At 44.1% G+C, this 23,357-nt stretch carries 21 protein-coding genes; 8 read left to right on the top strand and 13 right to left on the bottom strand.

Going from position 1 to position 23,357, the window contains the following annotated elements; genetic code table 11:
* Positions 1–94 precede the first annotated feature (94 nt).
* The 3 genes from AWH61_RS05220 to AWH61_RS05230 all read right to left on the bottom strand — a co-directional run bounded on the left by AWH61_RS05220 (position 95) and on the right by AWH61_RS05230 (position 2,491).
* Complete coding sequence (locus tag AWH61_RS05220) at positions 95–736, bottom strand: energy-coupling factor ABC transporter permease (RefSeq protein ID WP_014949142.1); 642 nt, start codon at positions 734–736, stop codon at positions 95–97.
* Between the two features lie 43 nt (positions 737–779).
* Positions 780–1,589 carry an exodeoxyribonuclease III gene (gene xthA, locus AWH61_RS05225; RefSeq protein WP_014949143.1) on the bottom strand — a complete coding sequence of 270 codons (810 nt, stop codon included), beginning with the start codon at positions 1,587–1,589 and terminating at the stop codon, positions 780–782.
* Positions 1,590–1,771: 182 nt separating this feature from the next.
* The gene (locus AWH61_RS05230; protein WP_075176383.1) at positions 1,772–2,491 is read right to left on the bottom strand and encodes a heme oxygenase-like domain-containing protein; all 720 of its coding nucleotides are present in this window, start codon (positions 2,489–2,491) and stop codon (positions 1,772–1,774) included.
* Positions 2,492–2,809: 318 nt separating this feature from the next.
* Here AWH61_RS05230 and AWH61_RS05235 point away from each other — a divergent pair, with 318 nt between their 5' ends.
* Together AWH61_RS05235 and AWH61_RS05240 are read left to right on the top strand one after the other, a co-directional pair.
* Positions 2,810–3,205 carry a DUF2750 domain-containing protein gene (locus tag AWH61_RS05235; RefSeq protein WP_039227089.1) on the top strand — a complete coding sequence of 132 codons (396 nt, stop codon included), beginning with the start codon at positions 2,810–2,812 and terminating at the stop codon, positions 3,203–3,205.
* A 16-nt stretch (positions 3,206–3,221) separates the two neighbouring features.
* The gene (locus AWH61_RS05240; protein ID WP_075176384.1) at positions 3,222–3,614 is read left to right on the top strand and encodes a SufE family protein; all 393 of its coding nucleotides are present in this window, start codon (positions 3,222–3,224) and stop codon (positions 3,612–3,614) included.
* A gap of 21 nt (positions 3,615–3,635) precedes the next feature.
* Here AWH61_RS05240 and AWH61_RS05245 read toward each other — a convergent pair whose 3' ends face one another.
* On the bottom strand, positions 3,636–4,925 hold the full coding sequence (locus tag AWH61_RS05245; RefSeq protein WP_075176385.1) for a glycosyltransferase: 1,290 nt from the start codon (positions 4,923–4,925) through the stop codon (positions 3,636–3,638).
* Positions 4,926–5,414: 489 nt separating this feature from the next.
* Between AWH61_RS05245 and AWH61_RS05250 the strand changes: the two genes are divergently transcribed.
* Positions 5,415–6,260 carry an HDOD domain-containing protein gene (locus AWH61_RS05250; RefSeq protein WP_014976262.1) on the top strand — a complete coding sequence of 282 codons (846 nt, stop codon included), beginning with the start codon at positions 5,415–5,417 and terminating at the stop codon, positions 6,258–6,260.
* Between the two features lie 39 nt (positions 6,261–6,299).
* Here the strand turns inward: AWH61_RS05250 and AWH61_RS05255 are convergent, their stop codons facing one another.
* Positions 6,300–7,115: an acyl-CoA thioesterase gene (locus tag AWH61_RS05255; RefSeq protein ID WP_075176386.1), complete on the bottom strand. Its 816-nt coding sequence runs from the start codon at positions 7,113–7,115 to the stop codon at positions 6,300–6,302.
* A 169-nt stretch (positions 7,116–7,284) separates the two neighbouring features.
* Between AWH61_RS05255 and AWH61_RS05260 the strand changes: the two genes are divergently transcribed.
* Together AWH61_RS05260 and AWH61_RS05265 are read left to right on the top strand one after the other, a co-directional pair.
* Complete coding sequence (locus AWH61_RS05260; protein ID WP_014949150.1) at positions 7,285–8,607, top strand: spinster family MFS transporter; 1,323 nt, start codon at positions 7,285–7,287, stop codon at positions 8,605–8,607.
* 71 nt (positions 8,608–8,678) lie between these two features.
* Entirely contained in the window at positions 8,679–9,491 is an 813-nt protein-coding gene (locus AWH61_RS05265; RefSeq protein WP_014976265.1) for an alpha/beta fold hydrolase, read from the top strand.
* 69 nt (positions 9,492–9,560) lie between these two features.
* Here AWH61_RS05265 and glgC read toward each other — a convergent pair whose 3' ends face one another.
* Entirely contained in the window at positions 9,561–10,847 is a 1,287-nt protein-coding gene (gene glgC / locus AWH61_RS05270; protein ID WP_014976266.1) for a glucose-1-phosphate adenylyltransferase, read from the bottom strand.
* A gap of 705 nt (positions 10,848–11,552) precedes the next feature.
* Between glgC and AWH61_RS05275 the strand changes: the two genes are divergently transcribed.
* Together AWH61_RS05275 and AWH61_RS05280 are read left to right on the top strand one after the other, a co-directional pair.
* The gene (locus AWH61_RS05275; protein ID WP_014976267.1) at positions 11,553–12,086 is read left to right on the top strand and encodes an SRPBCC family protein; all 534 of its coding nucleotides are present in this window, start codon (positions 11,553–11,555) and stop codon (positions 12,084–12,086) included.
* A gap of 76 nt (positions 12,087–12,162) precedes the next feature.
* Positions 12,163–13,317: an MFS transporter gene (locus AWH61_RS05280; protein WP_075176387.1), complete on the top strand. Its 1,155-nt coding sequence runs from the start codon at positions 12,163–12,165 to the stop codon at positions 13,315–13,317.
* A 6-nt stretch (positions 13,318–13,323) separates the two neighbouring features.
* On the opposite strand, the gene AWH61_RS05285 is transcribed toward AWH61_RS05280, so the two are convergent.
* The 7 genes from AWH61_RS05285 to AWH61_RS05315 all read right to left on the bottom strand — a co-directional run bounded on the left by AWH61_RS05285 (position 13,324) and on the right by AWH61_RS05315 (position 21,773).
* Complete coding sequence (locus AWH61_RS05285) at positions 13,324–14,301, bottom strand: transposase (protein ID WP_075176388.1); 978 nt, start codon at positions 14,299–14,301, stop codon at positions 13,324–13,326.
* 314 nt (positions 14,302–14,615) lie between these two features.
* The gene (locus tag AWH61_RS05290; protein WP_083605858.1) at positions 14,616–15,512 is read right to left on the bottom strand and encodes a hydroxymethylglutaryl-CoA lyase; all 897 of its coding nucleotides are present in this window, start codon (positions 15,510–15,512) and stop codon (positions 14,616–14,618) included.
* 4 nt (positions 15,513–15,516) lie between these two features.
* The gene (locus tag AWH61_RS05295) at positions 15,517–17,535 is read right to left on the bottom strand and encodes an acetyl/propionyl/methylcrotonyl-CoA carboxylase subunit alpha (protein ID WP_075176390.1); all 2,019 of its coding nucleotides are present in this window, start codon (positions 17,533–17,535) and stop codon (positions 15,517–15,519) included.
* A complete protein-coding gene (locus AWH61_RS05300; protein ID WP_039227072.1) occupies positions 17,525–18,325 on the bottom strand; it encodes an enoyl-CoA hydratase/isomerase family protein in 801 nt (266 codons plus the stop codon). Before AWH61_RS05300 ends, AWH61_RS05295 begins: the two co-directional genes overlap by 11 nt.
* A gap of 11 nt (positions 18,326–18,336) precedes the next feature.
* Entirely contained in the window at positions 18,337–19,944 is a 1,608-nt protein-coding gene (locus AWH61_RS05305) for a carboxyl transferase domain-containing protein (protein WP_075176391.1), read from the bottom strand.
* 255 nt (positions 19,945–20,199) lie between these two features.
* Positions 20,200–21,369 (bottom strand): isovaleryl-CoA dehydrogenase, encoded by a 1,170-nt coding sequence (locus AWH61_RS05310; protein ID WP_014949160.1) that lies wholly within the window; start codon positions 21,367–21,369, stop codon positions 20,200–20,202.
* Positions 21,366–21,773 (bottom strand): MerR family transcriptional regulator, encoded by a 408-nt coding sequence (locus AWH61_RS05315; RefSeq protein WP_014949161.1) that lies wholly within the window; start codon positions 21,771–21,773, stop codon positions 21,366–21,368. The genes AWH61_RS05310 and AWH61_RS05315 overlap by 4 nt, the downstream gene beginning before the upstream one ends.
* Positions 21,774–22,125: 352 nt before the next feature.
* Here AWH61_RS05315 and AWH61_RS05320 point away from each other — a divergent pair, with 352 nt between their 5' ends.
* Complete coding sequence (locus tag AWH61_RS05320; protein ID WP_075176392.1) at positions 22,126–23,301, top strand: thiolase family protein; 1,176 nt, start codon at positions 22,126–22,128, stop codon at positions 23,299–23,301.
* Positions 23,302–23,357: the final 56 nt, after the last annotated feature.

Below are 23,357 nucleotides of genomic sequence, written 5' to 3' on the forward strand. Positions count from 1 at the left end.
ACCATACTCTTTAATAATAGATTGAAATTAGGAAAAGCTTATTAAACATTAGTTGAAGAGTTACACGAGTTACAGTAATTGTGTTGAAGAGAACTTAATTATCGAGGTAAAACTTGTCGTGAAAGGTATAAACCCACGTTGGCTGGTAGATCACTAAAAGCGTTATCGCCATACCGTTTAACAGAGCTTCAGGAAAGACCAAAAGTGGTATAAGCAAAACGTAGTTGTCAAAAATGATGTCCCAAGTATATGTACCTTCAATGTAATAAAATGCGCCGAGCGTTAGCGTCTTTAATGCAATAGAAAGAGCGGCAGGGAAAAAGGCACAAACAAAAATGTACACGAAAAGTTGTCGAGGGATACGGTGAAAAGAAAGCATATAAAATAGATAGGTTATGCCAATAGGTACAACGGTGCCGAGTAGCCCGTTAACGCCAAAGTTTTCCCAACTTCCGTAGCCGACTGCGTTTGCGCCTAATAGCGCGATAAACGATGCAATAATAGCGTTTCTAAAGCCGAGCATTAATGTCAAAACTGAAAGGCCTAGAAAATGAACATCTAGGCCCTCGAAGATGCCTGCTTTAAACAACCAGAGAACGAAAAGCGAAGCAGCAGTACCAAAAATAAGGTGTTGCTGCTGCTTGTTACTCGCAAAATGAGTAAAGTCCACATGCCTGACCGCACCGAGTAATAATACACCGTAAATCAGCAATGCTAGCAGTTGTAGTGAACTCACTTTTACTCCTTAGTTAATGGCGGGGAGCAGTATTTAGTACTGTTTACCCTTTATACTCAGCCCAAATAGGCGCATGATCAGACGGCTTTTCGATGCCTCTCAGCTCATAATCAATACCGGCGTCATGTAGTTTTGCATGAAGCGGTTTTGTTGCCAAAATCAAATCTATGCGAAGGCCACGATTATCGTTGAATCCTTTTGAGCGGTAATCGAACCATGAAAACTTGTCGTTTGTCTCTGGGTTGAGTGTTCGAAAACTATCTTCAAAGCCCCAGTCAATTACTGTGTTCAACCACTCACGCTCTTCCGGCAAGAAGCTGCATTTTCCAGTTTTCAGCCAACGTTTGCGGTTATCTTCACCAATGCCAATGTCCAAGTCTGTATGAGAGATGTTGACATCGCCCATAACAATTACGTTGTCATCTGGTGTGTGGTTATCATCTAAATAAGTCATTAAGTCTTTGTAGAACTTACGCTTAGCTGGGTACTTGGTTTCATGCTTTTCGTTTTCGCCCTGAGGGAAGTAACCATTTAGAACGGTAACGGGCTCGCCAGCATCATCGGTGGTTTTTAAAATAATCATGCGACGTTGGGCGTCTTCGTCATCTGTTGGGAAACCCATTGACACAGAAAGCGGCTCTTTCTTCGCCAAAAAAGCAACGCCGTAATGGCTCTTTTGTCCGTGGAAATAAACGTGATAGCCCATGGCCTCAACGGCTTCTACCGGAAACTGTTCGTTGTGAACTTTAATTTCCTGTAAGCCAATAATATCGGGTTGGTGTGCGTCGATAACCGCCTGAAGTTGATGTAGACGAGCGCGAATACCGTTTATATTAAATGAGATTACTTTCATGCTTTTTTAGTGGTTGCTTCGAATTTGGCTAGAGTTTACCAGAAACTGCACGGCCGCTTAACGACGTTTTGCCACTATATTAATGCATTCAGTCGATTGGCTAGATTAAGTTTATTTATAGCTAATGGTGAAATCGCTGTGTATAAAAGCTCGTCATTAGCATAAATTTAGTCATCCATTAATCACACGCTTGCCTCATGGTAGGGAGTGGCATTTGGTGCCGTGCGTTTGCCGAGTGAAATCAAAAACTCAAACCAAGCATTTGCGTCTTGCACAGCGTTCTTAACAAAGCTTTCATTATCTAGGCCGAGCTCGGGTAAGAGTGTTTCTACTTCTTGTTTGAAAGACACCCATGCTTTGGCACATCCTGCCATCGCTTGATAATACTCGGTAGGAATATCTAACGTCATGGCTTCTAACCGCCTAACAATAATGTTGGCGCCCATTGATGAGCCCAACCATACATAGATGGCTGCGATAGCCTGGCTGGTGGTTGAATTAGAGCAAGGAATTAACTGTGCGATAGCCTGGGCGTTTAAGACTGGCTCATCTTTGTTTTTTACTCTTGTAGTAGGTTCGAGCTTGGCATGGGTGTCATTGTAACGTTGTTGAGCAGACAGTGTTGCGGACGACAACGCGTGGGTGTCATTATTAAGCGCTAGTAGAACAACTTCGCTATTGAGCATTGACGCGATGCGGCTAAGGGAAGGGGTCTGGAGTGCAGCCTGTTTTACGGTTTCTGCTGTTGTTTGGTGAAACACCCTCATGATGTTAAGGATGGCAAGATAGGCCTCATGGTTAAACTCACTATCTTTGTGGTACATCGAGAAGGGAAAGGTATTTTCCAAGATAGCGTGGTTGGCATGGGTGTCTTGCTTAAGAGCAGTAAATAGATTGCGCATGAGGTAAAGGTCTTTGCGTTTAAGCTTTCACAGCGTTGGATGATTTGCTCTAACTTTATCATGGGTGTCTTCGTAACGGGCGAAAAATGTCAATGTTAATAATGTAATGGCTGATTGAGTGAAAGTCGGGAGATGATTCCCGTAAATTTAGGGGTAAACTTGGGTGTCTTCTTAATAATGTTTTTGATGATGAAGAAGAGCTATGGATGGGTGTCTTTGTAAGTGTGTTAGCCGAGGGGGCTTTTTTAACGCTTATTGCATTGCGCCTATTACTGGGGCAGGTATACTTGCCGCAAAATTTGAGATAGGTGAAATAACGTGTTTCCAGAAACAGTTGCAGACAAATTGAGTGATGCGGTTATCGAGCAAGCGATGAAGCTAAGTGCAGAAGACCGACAAGAGCTTGTAGTGAGCTATATTGCAAAAGCAAATGAAATTTGGATGGTGCAAGGTAGTGAAGGTTTTGTGATGTTTGAAGGTGGTGAAAGCGTTCAGCTACCAGTATTCCCGCATCACGATTTAGCTCAAAAGTTTGTAGATATAAACGAAATTGAAGGCCAATGCGTGAATATTACGCTCGATGAGTTTATGCAAACTTGGTTGCCAGGCCTTGATAAGAATGGCGTTGAGCTAGTAATGTTCCCCACCACGAGTGATGTTGAAAACCTAGTTATGACTGCAGATGACTTAGCCTCAGAGCTTAGCGGAAATTAAGCAAGGTATAGAGATCATGAGTTCTCTCGAAACTTTGCTTCCTCTGGCTTCATCTTTGGCTAACGCGAAAGGGTGGGACGATTTTACTCGTACACTGATGCTTGCGGGTAAATCGCTTGTCCCGCTTCCAGCGGAAAAACGTTTGGCTGAAACAGAAGTAGAAGGGTGTGAAAGCCCGGTATGGCTCGCCACTTCTGACGAACAAGGCAGTTTGATGGCTTACTCGCCTAGCAAAGTGATTCGCGGCGTGCTTGCAGTATTGTTAGAAAAAGCAAACGAGTTAACCCCGCAGCAGCGCAGTGAATTCGACTTTGAGAGATATTTGTCTCGCTGTCAGCTGGAACGCTACTTAAGTCAGTCCCGTGGAAACGGGATTAAATCTGTAATAGCTAAATTAAAGAGCATCTAGCCGCTAAACTAGTGGCTGCCGTTATTTGTTTTTTGCTTCAATCCACTGGCTCATGTACTTGCTCGCTGTCAGTGTTTGATGCCACAACAAGCTTTGCATAAATAAACCGTTTCTATGCGTGTTAAGCGACTGTTTTAAACCAATGATTCTTTCAATTAACGGCACTTCTGGCTGTTCGCTTTCAAATGAGCTAAGTATTGTCGCCGTTAAGTTACTAGCGCTATCCCACGTAGACTTATCATTGTGAAGTGCCACAGCTTGTCTGACGTAGTCTTGAATAACCGCTGCGTCAGTTGTATTCGCGCTACAAAGCGCACCAGGCCATTGCGCTAGCTGCTTTGGATCATCGATTTCCTGTATATTGCTATTAGCAGTGATTGAACCGGTTGAGGTGATACCTTCTGCGCCTATCCACGTGGTGATACTAGGAGTAGCGCAGCGCATCGCATCAATTAGTTTGCCTTTAATGCCTGCGCCAAATCGTAAAGGAGCGATCAGCGCCTTTGCACTCAACATTATAGACTCCACATTTTCGGCCCAACCTTTTACCAAAAAGCCTTGTTTTTCATTGTGCAGTTGGGTGGCCTTTTTAGGCGGGTAAGCGCCGTATATGTGCAATTCTGCTTTGGGTAGCGCTTTTCTTATCTCAGGCCATATGCTTTGCTTAAGTTGCAGGACCGCGTCCCAATTAGGCGCATGGCGAAAGTTTCCAATATGAACAAAGTGCGCTCTTTCCTCAAAAGGAAGCGTGACGAGGGGCGTTTTTCCTACAACAAGAGGGTGGTATTGGAGCTGCGCTCTAGGTACACCGTAATGTTCCGTCAAAAGCGCCATTTCTCGTTTTGAAATTACTAATGTAAGGTCGCTTCTTAGTATTGCTGCAACTTCTCTTTGCGCCAATTCGCTGTTTAACTGAGCAAGGCGAGCATCATTGTCCTGTTTTACCGCTTCGTGCCTAGCCTGACGCAGGCTGTGCAAATCTTCAGTGTTTAAAACTCGAAGTGCATCTGGGCACGCTTCTTTTACTCGCCAAGAAAATTGCTCTTCTGTCATGTAGCGGTCGAATATAACAACGTCAGGCTTTATATCCGCTATTTGGCTATTAAAAGAACTACAATTCAATGCCACAGAATGCACATCAATGCCTAATGCTGTAAGGTCTTCTTTATGGTCGCTATCGGTGGCAGCGGTCAGAAATGTCACATTGAAATCGGCAGATAAGCAACGCTTAATAATAGCTAACATATTTTGGCCCGCGGCCGAAGAATTTGGCTCAGGCCACACATAACCGATAACAACGACATTTAACATGGATGGATTACAACTTTTGCTTTAAGAATTATGCCATCAAGGGCATAGTGAATAGTATGCAAATACTACCATAAATTTGAATTGGTCATTACAAAAGCAAGTGTTCCTTAGAAAAACTAATTCTTATAGGTAATTACCCTAAGTTTTTCTGTGTATTAGAATTATTTGTATGTAAAAAGGGGCAAAAAGCTATAATACAGGCCTTCCAGAGATGCGCTGAATACACGAGTGTAGTGCGTATCAGCGGCGTTGCGTGGATTGTTGATGTTCAGCGTAAAGCAAGATTTTCAAATTGAAAATGAGCCCCGCGGTATCACGGCTTATGAAGGATTCAGGTTAACTTAATGATTAGTAAAGAAATCATACTTTTTTACTAGTTGATACTTATTGACCAACTACATTTTTGTGCCTATACCTTAATGGACACAAGGCGAATGGAGGTGCCTTCAACGCTATATTGACAAAGGCGGCATGAAAGAGAGTGCACGAATGAATTTAGATGAATTAGTTTCGAAAGCGGAAAACCTCTTTGTTTTACCTGATTCGGTAACTCGACTTAAAGCTTGTATGGATGATGAAGCTTCAAGCATTGACGACATCGGCGATATTATTGCTTTCGATCCGTCATTGGCAACGCAATTGCTAAGAGTAGCAAACTCAGCGCTCTATCGTTTTCCTAATAAAATAGACACCGTCACAAGAGCCATCCAGGTAGTGGGGACCCGCTCCACTTACGACTTGGCACTGGCTTATGGCGTAAGCCAAGCATTCAGTGATGTAGACGGTCAACGTATCGATCTCGACAAGTTTTGGGAGCAAAGTGTTTCGTGCGGTCTTCTGGCAAAGTACTTTGCGGATATGCGCAATATTCGTGAGCCTGAGCGACTCTTTGTTTCGGGGCTGCTTCACAACATAGGCGAGCTGGTAACCGTTTCGGTTTTGCCTGAGTCGGCAACCCGTTGTCAGGCATTCAACACCAGAGTAAGTCCTGCTGAACTTCAATTTGGAGTGCTAGGGTTCACGTATGCGGAATTATCGGCAAGATTAATTGAAAAGTGGGATATTCCAAGCTCTATTTATACGCCAATTGCCAGTATCCACAAAGAAGAGGAGGAGTCTGCTTCTACAGATGAGAAGATTCTACAACTCTCGTATGTGTTGGCACTCGATAACGTTAACCCTGAGATCTACCCGAGTTATCACAACTTAAAGCCAGAATTGCATGAGGCATTGTCGCTTAATCGCGAAGATTTAGAAGACGCGCTAGATATAACCAACCTGCAGTGTATTTCGGTAATTTCCCTGTTTAACCCTAACGCGTTTATGCTGTATTAACGTAACGTTTTCAACGTGCTTTTCGAAATGCCGTAGCGATCAGTCGAAAATCGCTACGGTTTGCCTACTGATGGCAATCACTTCATTATCCTTATCCCAAATCGTCGCTTCAGTATGGCCATAACCATCTGCAGCTTGTCTTGTGTGAGCTTTATAAGCAAACCAGTCTGTCGGGCTTACCGGCTTGTGAGGATGGATAAATTCCAAGTTCCAACTTACTGTACTGGCTGGTGCCGGAAGCTTCATCATTTGTAAAAGTGTAGGTGGCCATGCGTCGATCATAGTAATGATATGTGCATCAGTGATGGCTTCGGGGGGCTGCTTGAAGCGCATAAAGCCGTGATAATGGCTGGTTTTTCTGCGCGTAAATGGAATGCCGCCATCTTCAATTGCCAAATCAAAATAGCGTAAGAATTTAGGCGTAACTTTAGGTATTTGCGGGATGAACTTTGCTTTATTCGGCTGAGGCATGTCGTGTGTATCTGTATTCTCAACTTGAATACCTGACTGACGCGCAACACCAAAACAGGCTTGCGAAAAAACACAGCTTTTGCCGTCTTGAATAGCATGAGCAGTGAACTGAGAGACATTTTTCCCTGTTCTAAGTAGCGTTACTTCGATAGAAAAAGGCATTTCAAGAGATAGGGGACCAACAAAGTTAGTGGTAAAAGAGCGCAGCACGCGGTTATCAGTGACTTGCTGCTTTACTGCGGTGTAAAGCATACCGGCAGAAATTCCTCCAAACGCAGTTCGTCCCTGTCCCCACGTCTGAGGAATAACTAGTCCATCAACTTTCCATGTGTTTTCCGAAGTTTGAGATAATTGAGGAATATTGAGCAATTCATCTACTGTCATATTTGCTTGTCTGGTCTGATGAGTTAAGTGTTTGTCATCGTACCTTAAGCGCTATAGAACGAAAAGCCTCAGTTAGAAATTTTCGTTATGTTAACAAATAAGTAACAATTAGTTGTTTATTTTTTTGCCTAATGCATAGACTGAGCTATTGTCACTCAAAAGGACTGTTATGGCCCATACTCACGTTGAAGGTATTCCCGCTGCAGAAGCAGGAGCATCTAGAAGTTACCGGAATTACGTTCTATTCATATTAACCTTGGTGTATGCCTTTAACTTTATAGACAGGCAAATCATTGGGATTTTATCTCCTTTTATCAAAGCCGATTTGGGGTTAGATGACGCCCAACTTGGGTGGCTTAAAGGCATCTACTTTGCGCTACTTTATACCGTGATGGGGATCCCAATTGCATGGCTTGCCGACAGATACAGCCGCGTTAATATCATTGCGATCTCTCTAACGCTTTGGAGTGGATTTACCGCTGCATCTGGGTTAGCTGCCAATTACATGCAGCTTGCCATAGCACGTATTGGTGTCGGCATTGGTGAAGCGGGTGGTAGTCCACCGTCCCACAGTATTATTTCTGACTTATTCCCTAAAGAAAAACGCGCGGGCGCGCTCGCAATATACTCTTTAGGTATTCCTTTTGGCGTCATGCTTGCGTTTTTTGCATCAGCGTTCTTTTTACAGGGCGGTTCTGCCGACTGGCGAACGGTAATGTACAGCGTGGGTATTCCAGGGGTGTTACTGGCTATTTTGCTTAAGCTCACGGTCAAGGAACCTGCCAGAACGGTCTCTTTACCAAGCGCAGATGATGCGAATAAGCCGAGTGTAAAGTCGTCCCTCAAGATGCTATTGAAAATTCCGACGTGGTGGGGAATGGCACTGGGTATTTCCTTTGGATCATTCGGTAACTATGCCATATCGACATGGGTAATTGATTACTACGTTCGCGCCTTTGCGGGTTTAGATATTACACAGTTGCTAATCGTTTTTGGCATTATCAATGGCACCGCCTATGCGCTCGGTGTATGGCTAGGAGGCTATATTGCTGATAGATGGGGTAAGCACAATAAAAAAGCTTATGCGTTATTGCCCGCTATCGCACTTATTATTGGTGTGCCGGCATTTTATGCATCGTTACAGGTGCAAGATTTGTGGTTATCAGTAGGGCTCATGGCGCTGTTGTTATTCACCAGTGGTTCATACCTAGGCCCAAGTTTTGCGATGGCACAGACACTAGCTCCAATAAACGTAAGAGCTATGTCGACAGCGTTGTTCTTCTTTGTATTGAACATCATTGCTCTGGGCGGTGGCCCAACGCTGACGGGTATTATTAGCCAAGCATTGGTGCCATCTTTAGGCGAGACGGAGGCATTGAGACAGGCACTCATCTACTTAGTAGTTCCTTACGCGCTTTCTATTGCCGTGTTCTTATGGACGAGCACGAAGATTGTAAAAGATTGGGAAATGGCAGAAGCCAGAGGCTTATAGTATTATCGAACTTTCATGCTAAGGGGCTGATTTAAAGCCCCTTTGTTGTTTAAGTATAAAGGAGTGTATTGGTGACATCGTCAGAGTTGAGTTTTCATTTTGCCCATGCAAATGGATTTCCGGCAGGTAGTTATAATGCGATGTTTTCAGCGTTACCTGATCACTTTCACCGTCTTCATGTTGAGCGCTTCGGACACGATCCTCAGCTTCCTGTGAATGGTAACTGGCGCAATCAAGTTCAAGAACTTATCAAGCATATAAAAAAAGAGAACAAGGATCCGCGAGGCGTGTATGGTATTGGGCATTCATTTGGTGCTGTAATTACCTACATGGCGGCTTGCGAAGCGCCAGAGCTGTTCAGAGGCATTATTTTATTCGATCCGCCACTTGTTGTCGGCCCGTTAAGTTACTTTTTTAAATTCGCGAAACACACGCCGTTAATTAACAAGCTAACGCCAGCGAAACTCGCGCAAACACGCAATACCAGTTGGCCAAGCAATACTGATATGGTGGCGTACTTTCACAGCAAAGCATTGTTTAGGGATATGGATAAACGATGCGTGCGCGACTATGTGAAATCTGTAACCGCCTTGAAGGGGGACAATATTTCACTCACATTTCGTGCAGAAGTAGAAGCAGATTTGTTTCGCAATGTTCCGCACAATTTGGGTAAATATAAAGGAAAGCTTAAGTGTCCGGCCGTATTGGCGACTGGAAGCAAAAGTAACGTGTGTAAGCCAGAAATGTACTCGCGGCTTCTGAAGCATAATGCTATTGAGCATAGCGTGCTCGATGGTGGCCATATGTTTCCACTAGAACACCCTGAGCAGGTAGCGAGCTTTATTGAGCGTACTTTAACGCAGTGGAGTAATGAGGCGAATTAAATATTACGGAGATTGATTTAAGCGTTTTAACGCCAAAATCAATCTCGCCATAACATTAGGATAAATGAGTTAGTCGTGCTTTCTAGGCTTGCTTAGTCCACCCACGGGTTGACCTAACATTTCTCGCGTCACCAGTACCACGCCTTTTTCAGATACGCGGAACCCACGTGCCTTGTCTTGCTCGTGATCGTAACCAATTGTAGTTCCTTCAGGAATGACACAACCTCGATCGATAATCACCTTTTTCAGCTTGCAATGGCGTTTAATTTCCACATCAGGAAGAATTACGGCGTCTTCAATAAGGCCATAGGAATGTACGCGTACATTGGAAAAGCAAATAGATGAACGAAGTGTAGAGCCTGAAATTATACAACCCCCAGAAACTACGGAGTTAATCGCTTCTCCACGTCTGTCGTGGTCTTCCCAAACAAATTTTGCTGGTGGCAGTTGCTCTTGGTATGTCCATATGGGCCATTTTCTATCGTACAGGTTCAATTGAGGTACAGGAGCAACCATTTCCATATTGGCTTCCCAAAATGAATCGATAGTACCTACATCGCGCCAATAGGCGTTGTCTCCGCCACTTTTCTCAAAAGGATAAGCGTATACAGGGTGGTCGGCGATGATTGATGGAATGATGTCTTTACCGAAATCTCGCTGCGAGCCCATATTTTCAGCATCAACACGTAATTGCTCGAATAAAAACTCTGTATCAAACACGTAATTGCCCATAGATGCTAAGCAGCGCGTTGGGTCATTTGGAAGTGGAGTCGGGTTAGCTGGCTTCTCTTCAAATCCGTTAATACGATAGTTTTCATCAACCGACATAACGCCAAACGCACCCGCGGCTTCTTCCAAGGGCACTGACATACATGAAACCGTCATTTTTGCACCAGACTCTTTGTGCTTGGCCAACATATCACCGTAGTCCATACGGTAGATGTGGTCGCCTGAAAGGATCATGACATATTTTGGAAGCTCATCACGAATGATATCTATGTTTTGGAAGACCGCGTCTGCGGTTCCTTCATACCAACTGTCGGAGAAACGTTGAGAAGCGGGTAGGATTTCTACAGATTCGCCAAGTTCTTTTTTGAAATGACCCCAACCGCGAACCAAGTGACGAATAAGAGAATGCGACTTGTATTGGGTAACCACGCCTATTCGACGGATACCTGAATTAACACAATTTGATAGCGGGAAATCGATAATTCTAAATTTACCGCCGAAATAAAGTGCCGGTTTGGCTCGCCAATTAGTGAGCTCGTGTAGTCTAGAACCTTTACCACCCGCGAGGATGAGCGCATATGTATCGCGAGTAAGGTTACTGATGTAACGAGAACTTTGATCTGCCATTTCCTATAAACTCCTGTAATAAAGCGACAACTGTGTATCGATAGAAATATAAAAAGAAAACGAAGTGTTGCGATTGACTGCGCTATGCATGATAGGCCTGATTGAACAGGCTTTCTTGATAACCTAAATCCATATTACACAAGATAATTTAGAATGACAGCGCGATTTTCATGCTTTGTGATGAAATGGTAAATGTTTTTAAAAAATTGTAGGTTGGGGGGCTCTCGCCCTTACAGAGACACCCACCCTTATCTCTTATTATTAAGCTGGAATAGGCTTCTAGAATTAAAGTATTAGCATGACACCCATCGCTACTATGAGTTAGTTACTTAGTAAATTTGACGATGAAAAAGTTAGCGAGACACACAATTCAATTTCATCATGCGCATCCAGAAAAGACCCTCGATCAAAGCAAGTCACTGTGTAGACACCCATTTTTAAACTGTAGAAAGTTAGTCTACACTTTGCTCGATAAACGAAGTGGTTACTTCATGCATCATAAGGTTTTATTGCTGAGTGTCCTTTCTCGGTAACGCGAAAGAGAAGGCTCATAATAGTTATTTTGAGTATAAATTTGCTTTCAACTGCGTTAAACATGACGGAATGGGTGTCTATCTAACAGTAAAATGAGCAAGAAAGATCTTTAAGTGACAAATGTTAATTAAATGTTATATTTGAAGGGTCAATTCTTTTATGGAGTCTCAGATGGGAGCGTTAAAAAAACTCTTAATGGTCGTAGGTGTTGTTATCGTATTATTTGTCGCAACAAGCTTTTTTATTCCTAAAGATTACAGCGTTGAAAGAACAATTAATATTGATGCTCAGCCATCAGAAATATATCCCTATGTCGTTGATTTGAAAGAGTGGAAGAAATGGGGCGTATGGTTCAAGCGTGACCCTGATATGAAACTTGATTATTCAGGGCCTGATAGGGCTATTGGGATGCGTTCCGAGTGGTTAAGTGAAACCGAGGGAAATGGAGAAATGGAGATTACGCAACTAGAGCATAACAGACGTGTGATGTACCGATTATATTTTCCCGATTTTGACATGGGTTCATCGGGCGTCGTAGAAATTGAGCCCACAGAAAATGGTTCTCTTGTAACCTGGAGAGATGAAGGCTCGGTAGACAATAACCCTATAAACAAATATTTTGCTTTGATGATGGACAGCATGATTGGTCCGGATTTCGAAATGGGCCTAGAAAATCTTAAAATACTCGCTGAAAATGCTGGGTAGGGCATATAACTTTCTGATCTGACTGAATAAGTGCACCGTATATGTTCAATCGAATTGCGGTGCATGCTTACCTTCCATGAAACAAAAAAATTTACTTATTACAGGCCTTTCGCTTAATAAACTAGCCGACCTTCTGATCTCTGCTAAAACAACCTTGACCGCACTTCTTATTAGCATTGGCGCACCAGTTTGGATGATAGGCTGGCTGGTTCCAATTAGAGAGTCGGGCGCGCTTCTGCCTCAAGTACTTATTAGCATTTATCTTCGAAAACATACTAAGCGGCACTTGGTTTGGCGTGTCGGTATGCTCACACAAACGCTTTCAGTTTCCTGTATGCTGCTCGCGGTCATCTCATTTTCAGGGGGCTTGGCGGGTACCTTGATACTTATTTCCCTTGTCTTCCTGAGCCTGGGTCGCTCTGCCTGCTCTCTTACCGTGAAAGATATGGAGGCTGACGTAGCTAAGAAAGGTGAGCGGGGTAATCTAATCGGAATTGCATCTACCGTTTCAGGCATGGTGACCCTTGTTATCGCTATACCTTTGGCAATTTACGACGGCTCTCTTTCTTCGAACGTACTGCTGATAGTCTTGTGCGGAAGTCTTTTATCATTTGTTTTGACCCTTATATGTGTATGGCCTGTTAAAACGACGGTAGATGTGGGTGATAAAGAGGAGAAAGCGTTTAGTATTGACTTCGACGCCACGGTTTACAAATTCATTTTGGTAAGAGGGCTTTTCGTTCACTCAGCCTTGGTTGCGCCTTATTTTATGATAGAAAAAAATGGAGATGTAAAAGAGCTGCTTCCAATTTATATAGGAGCCGAAGCAACTGCTGCTCTTCTATCATCAATAATTTGGGGCAAGATTGCAGACAAAAGCGCAAAGTTAACCCTTCAAATTTCAGGGTTACTCGCAATAATTTCATGCATCGGTTTGCTTACGTTGCAAACGACGTCGATTGTAACCTCTGCACTGTTGTTTTTCTTGTTATCGGTATCCCATGCTGGCGTAAGAACCGGACGGAAAACATATAGTTTAGATGTTAAAGAAGGCCATGAAAGAACAGAGCTGGTTGGCTTCTCAAACACGGCTATAGGTATGATTTTATTAGCATTTGGTGCACTTTACGCTGCATTAACCCCTGTTTTAACCTTTTCAGTGGTTTATATTATGGCGGGTATGCTGTTACTGGCAATTATCACTACTGTTATCTTACCTGACGAGAAGTAGAATGGTTTAGTCAAAGCATATCGCTGCCGAAGATATTTTGGCCATTCGTTTTCTTTTGGTATTTGCTTGGAACTTCCGCATAGATGAACCGTCTCCTGCCGCGACTGAAAACACGTTTTCGAAATCACTGATAATGTGATGCCAATGATGTTGGCATACACCAAGAGGTTTTACATGTTGAATGGGTCTCGTTTGAGCGGCTGTCGAATCGGTGTCGCGCAACAGTTCGATTGACTGGTTAAGAAGATCGCAATAGTCATTCAACGTTAAATCTAAGCCGCGAGTGTTTCTACATCGTTGGTGGCTTTTTAATGGCATTAACCCTTTTATTGTCTTTTTTTGTGAAATACTCGTGTTCAATCTTTTATTAATGCTTGTGTGATATGAGTCTTGTAAGTCCGTTGCGACCTTTGCGCGTATAGGGTTTAAGTCAACATATGCCATACATGACAGTAGAGCTTTTTCTGTTAGCAATGCTTGTGAACGGAAGCGACCTTCCCAAAATCTGCCAGTACAATCGTCCTCTTCGTTTGCTTTTCTCGCAATATACTCGTTTAAATTTCTCATAAACCAGCTTATGTCGTAGAGCCTTTTTCTGTACACATCAGCAGTACTTTTAACTGTCTCATACTCACTTTCGCTCAAGATTTCGCCCTTCATAAACTTTTGAGTGAGTACGGTTCCTTTGTGCATTTTATGCCATTGATGTAACACAGTTTGTAATGACCATGAGAGCGCTGCCTCTTTATTCACGCATAAAACGATATGGACATGGTTACTCATAACAGCGTAAGCACAAATATCTATCGCGAATACCCGGCTCAAAAATAACAGCCGTTGTTCTACCCACGATTTTCGATGCTCGTAACTAACTCTATTGTTTCGGTCGTACCCGCATAAGTAGCTACGGCGCACGCAGCGAGATATACAATGATAGTAGGGTGTGTCTTTTAAACTAATGAGGGATTTTCTGCTTTGAGCCATGTTAGATAAATGCAAGGTAATTAGTCATTGTGTGACCTTAGCATTGTGAATATTCAGTTGTGACCTGACCGATGGACTTGTTTTGTTTTAGAAGAGACACCCAACGTAAGACTTTTCGCTGAAAAGTAATGAATATTTGAAGAGACATCCAATGCAAAGCTAACTTGCTGAGCGTGAAAGAATGTATTTATGAGTTTGTGCCTATAAACTTATAAAGACACCCATTACATAAACGGTGATTTTAAGTGAAACTTCACAATTAGGGTGGGTGTCTTTCTTAGAGGGAGCGTATTACCGCATCCCCCATCAGTTTTTTATTTCGCTAGAAGCGCATTAGCTGCTTTCGACACGGGAGAGCGGCCTAAAAGTTCTGAAATGTAAGAAGACGCTTTTAACAATTTCGTCATGTCTATACCTGTTGATATACCCATACCGTTCAACATATATAGGACGTCTTCCGTTGCAACATTCCCACTTGCGCCTTTGGCATACGGGCAGCCTCCAAGTCCTGCAACAGCTGAATCAATGGAAGAGATGCCATATCCAAGGGCAGTGTATAAATTCACTAGCGCTTGTCCATAAGTATCATGGAAATGGGCGGCAACTTTGCTGACATCAACCTCATTTAAGACGTCATCTAATAGAAGTTTTGTAGACATTGGTGTACCTACGCCGATAGTATCGCCAAGGGATACTTCGTAACACCCCATGTCAATAAGTTCCTTACTCACCTGTGTAACGGCACTAGGTGAAATTTTACCTTCATAAGGACACCCCATTACGCACGAAACGTAGCCCCTCACTTTGATTTTGTTTTCGCTTGCCAGGTCAAACACAGCCTCGAAACGCTTTAAGCTCTCGCTTATAGAGCAGTTAATGTTCTTTTGTGAAAAGGATTCAGAGGCAGCACCGAATACTGCAACCTCTTTCGCACCCGCTTCAATGGCTGCTTCCAAGCCCTTAAGGTTGGGTGTCAATGCAGAATAATGAATCTTGTCTTCGGGGCTAAGCGCCTTAAAAACCGCATCCGAGTTTGCCATTTGGGGCACCCATTTGGGTGATACAAAGCTTCCTGCTTCGATACGGTTAAGGCCAGTTTTAGAAAGAAGTTGAATAAGTTCAATCTTTTGTTCGGCGCTTAAGGCCAGCTTTTCATTCTGAAGGCCATCCCGAGGACCTACTTCAACAATACTCACTTCTTTAGGAAACATCACATCAAACCTCGGCAGCTTCTTTAGTGGAGAACGCCAACAGTGTTGCGCCACCGTCAACTAGTTCACCGGGATTGAAAAAGAATTCTTCCACTGCACCATCGTGCGGGGCAATGATGCTGTGCTCCATTTTCATCGCTTCCATAACAAGTATAGGCTCGCCTTTTTTGACCAACACACCCTTTTCGACCAAATGCGCCACTATGGTTCCGTTCATCGGGGCACTGAAATTAGCGTCGCCGTTATCATCGTTATCATCACCAAGAGATGCTGAGATTAGGCTGAACTTAGCATGGGTGTCTTTGTTGAAGAGTGTAAACACGCCATCATTATCTGAAAAAGTAAATGTTGATTTATATCCATTAATCGTTGCTTGCAAAGCACTATCTACCAGCTTGCCTTTAACGTTATAGGAATTGTCTCCAACAGTTAGCTCCCAAGCATCTTCAGTTCCGTGACGCTGGTGTCTGACCCCAACATGCACTTCTTCTTGGTTGCAAAGCAAGGTGAGAGTTTCTGTATGATTTGCGTTAGCGCGCCACGCACCGGCGGTTGACCACACAGATGGGGTTTTATCGCTTCTAGAAACTTTTCTATTTAAAAGTGAAAGCAATGCCATCACAGGAATGTTTACTTGGGTGTCATCGCTAGCTGCATCCTCACTTGTCGCGCTAAACAACGAATCATGGTGTTTCTCCACAAACGTAGTTGTAAGCTCAGCGGCAACGAACGCAGGGTGTGTAGCGACACGCTTTAAGAAGTCGATGTTTGTGCTTACACCGTCAATATAGTAGTCACCCAATGCACTAATTAGGCGTTTGAGCGCTATCTCACGGTTCTCTCCCCAAACCACAAGCTTGGCAATCATTGGGTCGTAAAAAACGCTTACCTCATCACCTTCAACGACACCTGTGTCAACGCGAACTACGTCATTTTCTTTTGGTGTGCGTAACAGGCGCAGCGTGCCGGTAGAAGGTAGAAACTCGTTGTTTGGATCTTCAGCATAAATGCGCGCTTCGAATGCGTGTCCTGTTAAGGTGAGTTCATTTTGTTGTTTAGGAAGGGGCTTTCCTTCGGCAATAGTTAATTGCCAGTGAACCAAATCCTCACGGGTGATCATTTCTGTCACAGGATGCTCTACTTGCAAGCGTGTATTCATTTCCATGAAGTAAAATGAATCGTCTTCATCAAGTAAAAACTCAACCGTTCCCGCACCTACGTAGTTAATGGCTTTCGCCGCGAGTATCGCCGCTTCACCCATTTTTTCTCTCACTGACTGAGACATATTGGGGGCAGGGGCTTCTTCAATAATCTTTTGGTGTCGGCGTTGAACTGAACAATCACGTTCAAAAAGGTATACGCCGTTGCCATGAGTGTCACAGAAAACTTGAATTTCAACATGGCGAGGGCGCGTCAGGTACTTTTCAACCAGCATGTGGTCGTCACCAAAGCTCGCCATAGATTCACGTTTGGCTGCGTTTAATGCTTGAGAAAACTCTTTTTCACTCCAAACTTGGCGCATACCTTTACCGCCACCGCCAGCAGCGGCTTTTAATAGGACTGGGTAGCCCATATCATCGGCAGCGCCTTTCAATACCGCTTCACTTTGATCGTCGCCGTGATAGCCTGGAACTAAAGGAACACCTGCTTTTTCCATAATGTGTTTAGCGGCTGACTTAGATCCCATCGCTTCAATTGCAGATGCTGGTGGGCCTACAAAGATAATATTGTTTTTGGCGCATAGATTCGCAAACTCAGCATTTTCTGAGAGAAAGCCGTAGCCTGGGTGGATAGCGTCTACACCAAGCTCCTTTGCTTTTTCAATGATCAACTCGCCTCGTAAATAACTTTCCTTCGACGGAGATGGCCCTAGATAAACAGCTTCATCAGCCATTTGTACATGAAGGGCATTTTTGTCGGCGTCAGAGTAAACGGCTACCGTCTTTATACCTTGAGCGTTGGCTGTCTTTATAACGCGGCATGCAATTTCACCACGGTTTGCAATTAGTAATTTATTTATCATTCTTAACCTCCACCCATGAAGCACTGCGCTTTTCTAAAAAGGCTGACAAACCTTCTTGACCTTCTTCAGATGTCCTAACTTGTGCGATAAGTTTGCTCGTCTGTGTGAGAAGGGCATCGTTAATCTCTTGCGTAGACACCCATTGCACTAAGTCTTTTGCTTTCGCCACTGCTTGGGGGCCGTTTTTCAGTATGTTTGATAAAATATTGTCGATAGTGCTATCGAGTTCGTCTTCTGTTACTGATTCGCTCAAAAGTCCAAGTCGTCTTGCTCTGCGCGCAGAAAATACTTCAGCGGTCTGGAAGTAGCGTCGGCATACTCGTGCGCCCATTGCTTCCACAACGTAAGGGCTGATAGTTGCTGGAATAAGGCCAATTTTAACTTCACTTAAGCAAAATTTACTTAGCTTGCTTCCAATAGCAATATCGCAACATGCAATTAAACCAACAGCGCCGCCAAAAGCAGCGCCTTGTACTCTCGCTATTGTGGGCTTCGGCATTTTATAAAGCGTCTGTAGCATGGTTGCTAATGCAAGTGCATCACTTTCATTTTGTGCTTCGGTATAACTGGCCATTTTTTTCATCCAGTTAAGATCGGCCCCGGCACTGAAACTTTTGCCTTCAGCTCTTAGGATTAGTGCCCTAACGCTTTTATCTTCACCCGCTTTTTTAAAAACGCGAGTAAGCTCGTTTATCATTTCGTCGTCAAAGGCATTGTGTTTTTCAGCTCTGTTTAAAGTAACAGTGGCAATGTTTCTTTCATCTACGCTGTAAATAACTGATTGTTCCATTACCAGCACTCCTACATTCTAAATATGCCAAATTGGGTGTCTTCGATAGGCTTGTTAAGCGCCGCTGAAAGCGATAGGCCAAGCACTAATCGAGTATCCGCTGGGTCAATAACGCCATCATCCCAAAGCCTTGCAGACGCATAGTATGGATGTCCTTGTTTTTCGTACGTATCGATAACAGGTTGTTTAAATGCCTTTTCTTCTTCTGCAGACCATGATTCGCCTGAGCGCTCTTTTTGGTCGCGCTTAACTTGAGCGAGAACGCCAGCAGCTTGTTCACCACCCATTACAGAAATTCGAGCGTTTGGCCACATGAAAAGGAAGCGTGGGTCATAGGCTCTGCCGCACATGCCGTAGTTACCTGCACCGAAACTTCCGCCGATAAGCACTGTGAGCTTTGGCACATTCGCACATGCAACGGCGGTTACCATTTTTGCGCCGTGTTTTGCGATACCGCCATGCTCGTATTGCTTACCGACCATAAAGCCTGTGATGTTTTGCAAAAATACGAGAGGGATTTTTCGCATGGCGCATAGTTCGACAAAATGAGCACCTTTAAGCGCGCTTTCACCGAAAAGTATGCCGTTGTTAGCCACAATGCCTACAGGGAAACCGAAAATGCGCGCAAAACCACAAACCAAGGTTGTGCCGTAAAGCGGTTTGAACTCATCAAAGTCTGAGTCATCCACAACACGCGCAATGATTTCTCTTACATCGTATGTCTGACGACTATCAGCAGGCACAATGCCGTAAATTTCTTTGGTGTCGTAGCGTGGAGGTTTTACCTCGGCCACGTCTAGGCATTCTGGCTTCTTTCTGTTTAGTCTGGAGACAGCATTACGCGCTAGTGAGAGTGCGTGGTGGTCGTTGTTGGCGAGATGGTCGGCAACGCCCGAAATTCGAGTATGAACGTCACCACCGCCAAGCTCTTCTGCGGTAACCACTTCACCTGTTGCAGCTTTAACAAGCGGTGGTCCGCCCAGAAAAATAGTCGCTTGTTCTTTAACGATAATGCTTTCATCAGCCATGGCGGGAACATAAGCACCACCAGCTGTACAGGAACCCATTACTACCGCAATTTGAGGAATATTCTTAGCAGACATATTCGCTTGATTAAAAAAGATGCGGCCAAAGTGCTCTCTGTCTGGGAATACATCATCTTGACGGGGTAAGTTAGCGCCACCTGAATCCACTAAGTAAATACAAGGTAGGTTATTTTGCTCTGCGATAGTCTGAGCGCGAAGGTGCTTTTTCACGGTAAGGGGGTAGTACGTCCCGCCTTTTACAGTAGCATCGTTAGCTACAATCATACACTCCATACCTGCAACAATACCGATACCGGCAACGACTCCGGCACAAGGTACATAGTCTTCATAGACTTCCCATGCTGCCAGTTGGCCTATTTCCAGAAAGGGCGTGTCTGGGTCAATCAGTGCGTTGATTCGGTCGCGAGGTAGAAGTTTTCCTCGAGACACGTGGCGCTCCGCCGCTTTTTCACCGCCACCTTGGCAAATTTGTTCGATTTTTTCGAGGAGATCATTTACCTGAGCCTGCATGTGTTCAGCATTTGCGATAAATGTTTCGGATTTAGTATTTATACTTGAGCGAAGAACGGGCATAACCCCTCCTTGTGTTGGGCCTAGGCGACGGCTGTCGCGTTAGCCACTAGTTAGCAAGGTGATTAGCAAGACACCCATGCTAAGCGCTTTCGCTGCGCTGGGTGTCTTTGCAATTCATTAGCCTATTAATAAAGTTCAGCGTTTCTAAATCTACTTTAAATAGAGTAGGGTGGGTGTCTTCCTAATTTCTATGACACAGGGAATACCTAAGCTTCCCTGTTTCAAACGAAGTTTGTTTCCACCCAGAACTCCGTATTACTTCGATTCGTTAAATAGCTCGCGGCCTATAAGCATTCGGCGAATTTCAGACGTTCCTGCGCCAATTTCATAAAGCTTGGCATCACGTAATAAGCGTCCAGTCGGGTATTCGTTGATGTAGCCATTACCACCAAGTAGCTGAATGGCATCTAATGCCATTTTGGTTGCCAGTTCCGCTGAGTAAAGAATAGCGCCAGCAGCATCTTTTCGCGTTGTTTCACCGCGATCGCATGATTGTGCAACGGTGTAGACATACGCGCGTGCGGCATTCATTTGCGTGTACATGTCAGCTACTTTGCCTTGTACTAGCTGGAATTGACCAATTGATTGACCAAACTGCTGACGGTCGTGAATGTAAGGTACTACGATATCCATGCACGACTGCATAATGCCAAGCGGGCCGCCTGATAAAACAAGGCGCTCGTAATCTAGGCCACTCATAAGTACGCGAACACCTTCGCCTTCTTTGCCAAGAATGTTCTCAGCTGGTACTTCGCAATCTTCGAAAACTAATTCACAGGTATTAGAAGAGCGCATACCTAGTTTGTCGAGTTTCTGTGCGCGGCTAAAGCCAGGGAAATCGCGCTCTACGATAAACGCTGTGATCCCTCTTGGCCCTGCGTTAGGGTCGGTTTTCGCGTAGATAACAAATGTATGTGCATCAGGACCGTTTGTGATCCACATCTTGTTGCCGTTTAGAATGTATTTGTCGCCGCGTTTTTCAGCTTTTAACTTCATACTAACAACGTCTGAACCTGCATTGGGTTCACTCATTGCCAGTGCACCAATATGTTCACCGCTTACTAACTTAGGCAGATACTTTTCACGCTGGGCATCATTACCGTTTTTAAAGATCTGGTTAACACAAAGGTTCGAATGCGCGCCATAGCTCAAACCGATACCACCTGACGCGCGGCTAACTTCTTCCATTGCGATAGTATGCGCAAGGTAGCCCATATCAGAGCCACCATATTGCTCTGAAACAGTAACACCCAATAGGCCCATATCACCAAGTTTTGTCCACAATTGGTTTGGGAATTGGTTGTCTGCGTCTGCTTGTTCAGCAAGAGGAGCAATCTCATTTTGTGCAAATTGATAGACCTGATCACGTAACATCTCGATGTCTTCGCCAAGTCCAAAATTTAAAGTAGGGTAGGAGGTGTTCATGCGATATTTCCTCGTTTGAGTTCTGCTAGTTCTTCACGGCAACGTGCTTCAACATCATCCAGTTCAGTCATTAACATCTGGATGTCTTCTAGCTGCTGTTTAAGCACCGCTCTTTTCTGTTCAGTCATTTCGAGCATGGCTTCTAACTGAATAGCCGAATTGGGGTTGGTGTCGTACATGTCGAACAGTGTTTTGACTTCAGCAAGGGAAAATCCTAGTCGTTTTCCTCGCAAGATCAGCTTTAAGCGCACTCTATCTTTGTTCAGATAAACGCGATTTTGTCCCGTTCTTGACGGTGACATTAGGCCTTGTTCTTCGTAAAAACGAATTGAACGAGGAGTAATGTCAAACTCTCGAGCGAGTTCGCCTATTGCATATGTTGTTTCGTCGTCGTACTTGCTCATTACACGTACCTTGTATTTCAGCGCTGTTTAACACCCTTGTTTTGACGTGGGTGTCTTTGTAATTAAATTCTCTGTAGTAGGTTGGGTGTCATTGCAATAGCACTATCGTTTTAAGGTAGATGGTTTTATATACCGCTATATTAAAACGTAGTGTTTGGTTGACACATACTTAGTACAGGTTTACGTTAACGTTAATTACATTTTACGTTAAGGTAAAGTAACATTTTGCTAACGTCAATTTTTCATGGTGAAGGCAAGACGTTGTAGCTGTTAGGGGTGTTTACTTTTGTATACATCTACGTAGCTTTCTTCACTTAACTCTATAATTTTAATGAATTTTAAGGGCACGGTTATGAGTAACGAATCAGTAGTTATTGTCGCGGCTAAGCGCACACCAATGGGTGGTTTCAACGGTAATTTGTCTTCGCTTGCTGCGACCAAACTTGGAGAAGTTGCGATTAAAGCAGCCTGTGAAGAGATGGATGTCTCTGTAATTGATGAAGTCATCATGGGGTGTGTATTACCTGCTGGTCTTGGTCAATCTCCGGCGAGACAAGCGTCACTGGGGGCGGGGCTTCCGCTAAGTGCAGGTGTGACAACTATCAACAAAGTATGCGGGTCGGGCTTAAAAGCGGTAATGATGGCCCACGACTTAATTAAAGCAGGCAGTGCGACAGCAGTCGTGGCAGGCGGAATGGAAAGCATGAGTAATGCGCCATATATGTTGCCTAAAGCTAGAACTGGATATCGTATGGGTCATGGTCAAGTGCTTGACCATATGATGTTAGACGGTCTGGAAAATGCCTATGACGGCAAAGCAATGGGCTGCTTCGCACAGGATACTGCTGATGAAGAAAATATTTCTCGCGGTGAAATGGATGAGTTTGCTCTAAGCTCGCTTTCCAAGGCACATGAAGCAATAAACAGCGGAACTTTCGTCGATGAAATAGTACCCGTTACAGTTTCTTCTCGTAAGGGCGATACTGTTGTTGATACCGATGAAGGCCCAGGTTCCGCTCGCCCAGAAAAAATTCCAACACTAAGACCGGCTTTCAAAAAAGACGGTACGGTCACGGCTGCTAACTCAAGCTCAATCTCTGACGGTGCAGCGGCACTGGTTGTAATGAGCGAAAGCAAAGCAAATGAACTTGGTCTAGCACCGCTTGCGCGCGTGGTTGCTCACGCTACAAATTCTATTGAACCTGAAAACTTCACCGTTGCGCCTGTTGGCGCTATGGAAAAAGTGCTGGATAAGGCAGGTTGGACGAAAGAAGAAGTCGATCTTTTCGAAATTAACGAAGCCTTCGCCATGGTAACCATGTTGGCTGTCAAGAAGCTTGGACTAGATGAAAGTAAAGTAAACGTAAAAGGCGGCGCTTGTGCATTGGGTCACCCAATTGGAGCCTCTGGTGCACGCATTTTGGTAACACTAATTCACGCGCTTAAGCAACGCGGTGGTCGCAAAGGTATCGCATCTTTATGTATTGGTGGTGGTGAGGGTGTAGCGCTTGCCGTTGAAATGCTCTAAGCCGTTATAGATGGCTAATATGTAAAATATTTAATCACGGAGCCTAATCACATTGA

Source organism: Alteromonas sp. W12, from assembly GCF_001924945.1.
GTDB lineage: Bacteria > Pseudomonadota > Gammaproteobacteria > Enterobacterales > Alteromonadaceae > Alteromonas > Alteromonas macleodii.

Bases quoted from the DNA above. Each gene is read 5' to 3' on its own strand.
- xthA (WP_014949143.1), bottom strand. From the start codon at position 1,589: ATGAAAGTAATCTCATTTAATATAAACGGTATTCGCGCTCGTCTACAT.
- AWH61_RS05230 (WP_075176383.1), bottom strand. From the start codon at position 2,491: ATGCGCAATCTATTTACTGCTCTTAAGCAAGACACCCATGCCAACCAC.
- AWH61_RS05240 (WP_075176384.1), top strand. From the start codon at position 3,222: ATGAGTTCTCTCGAAACTTTGCTTCCTCTGGCTTCATCTTTGGCTAAC.
- AWH61_RS05245 (WP_075176385.1), bottom strand. From the start codon at position 4,925: ATGTTAAATGTCGTTGTTATCGGTTATGTGTGGCCTGAGCCAAATTCT.
- AWH61_RS05250 (WP_014976262.1), top strand. From the start codon at position 5,415: ATGAATTTAGATGAATTAGTTTCGAAAGCGGAAAACCTCTTTGTTTTA.
- AWH61_RS05255 (WP_075176386.1), bottom strand. From the start codon at position 7,115: ATGACAGTAGATGAATTGCTCAATATTCCTCAATTATCTCAAACTTCG.
- AWH61_RS05260 (WP_014949150.1), top strand. From the start codon at position 7,285: ATGGCCCATACTCACGTTGAAGGTATTCCCGCTGCAGAAGCAGGAGCA.
- glgC (WP_014976266.1), bottom strand. From the start codon at position 10,847: ATGGCAGATCAAAGTTCTCGTTACATCAGTAACCTTACTCGCGATACA.
- AWH61_RS05275 (WP_014976267.1), top strand. From the start codon at position 11,553: ATGGGAGCGTTAAAAAAACTCTTAATGGTCGTAGGTGTTGTTATCGTA.
- AWH61_RS05280 (WP_075176387.1), top strand. From the start codon at position 12,163: ATGAAACAAAAAAATTTACTTATTACAGGCCTTTCGCTTAATAAACTA.
- AWH61_RS05285 (WP_075176388.1), bottom strand. From the start codon at position 14,301: ATGGCTCAAAGCAGAAAATCCCTCATTAGTTTAAAAGACACACCCTAC.
- AWH61_RS05290 (WP_083605858.1), bottom strand. From the start codon at position 15,512: ATGTTTCCTAAAGAAGTGAGTATTGTTGAAGTAGGTCCTCGGGATGGC.
- AWH61_RS05295 (WP_075176390.1), bottom strand. From the start codon at position 17,535: ATGATAAATAAATTACTAATTGCAAACCGTGGTGAAATTGCATGCCGC.
- AWH61_RS05300 (WP_039227072.1), bottom strand. From the start codon at position 18,325: ATGGAACAATCAGTTATTTACAGCGTAGATGAAAGAAACATTGCCACT.
- AWH61_RS05305 (WP_075176391.1), bottom strand. From the start codon at position 19,944: ATGCCCGTTCTTCGCTCAAGTATAAATACTAAATCCGAAACATTTATC.
- AWH61_RS05310 (WP_014949160.1), bottom strand. From the start codon at position 21,369: ATGAACACCTCCTACCCTACTTTAAATTTTGGACTTGGCGAAGACATC.
- AWH61_RS05315 (WP_014949161.1), bottom strand. From the start codon at position 21,773: ATGAGCAAGTACGACGACGAAACAACATATGCAATAGGCGAACTCGCT.
- AWH61_RS05320 (WP_075176392.1), top strand. From the start codon at position 22,126: ATGAGTAACGAATCAGTAGTTATTGTCGCGGCTAAGCGCACACCAATG.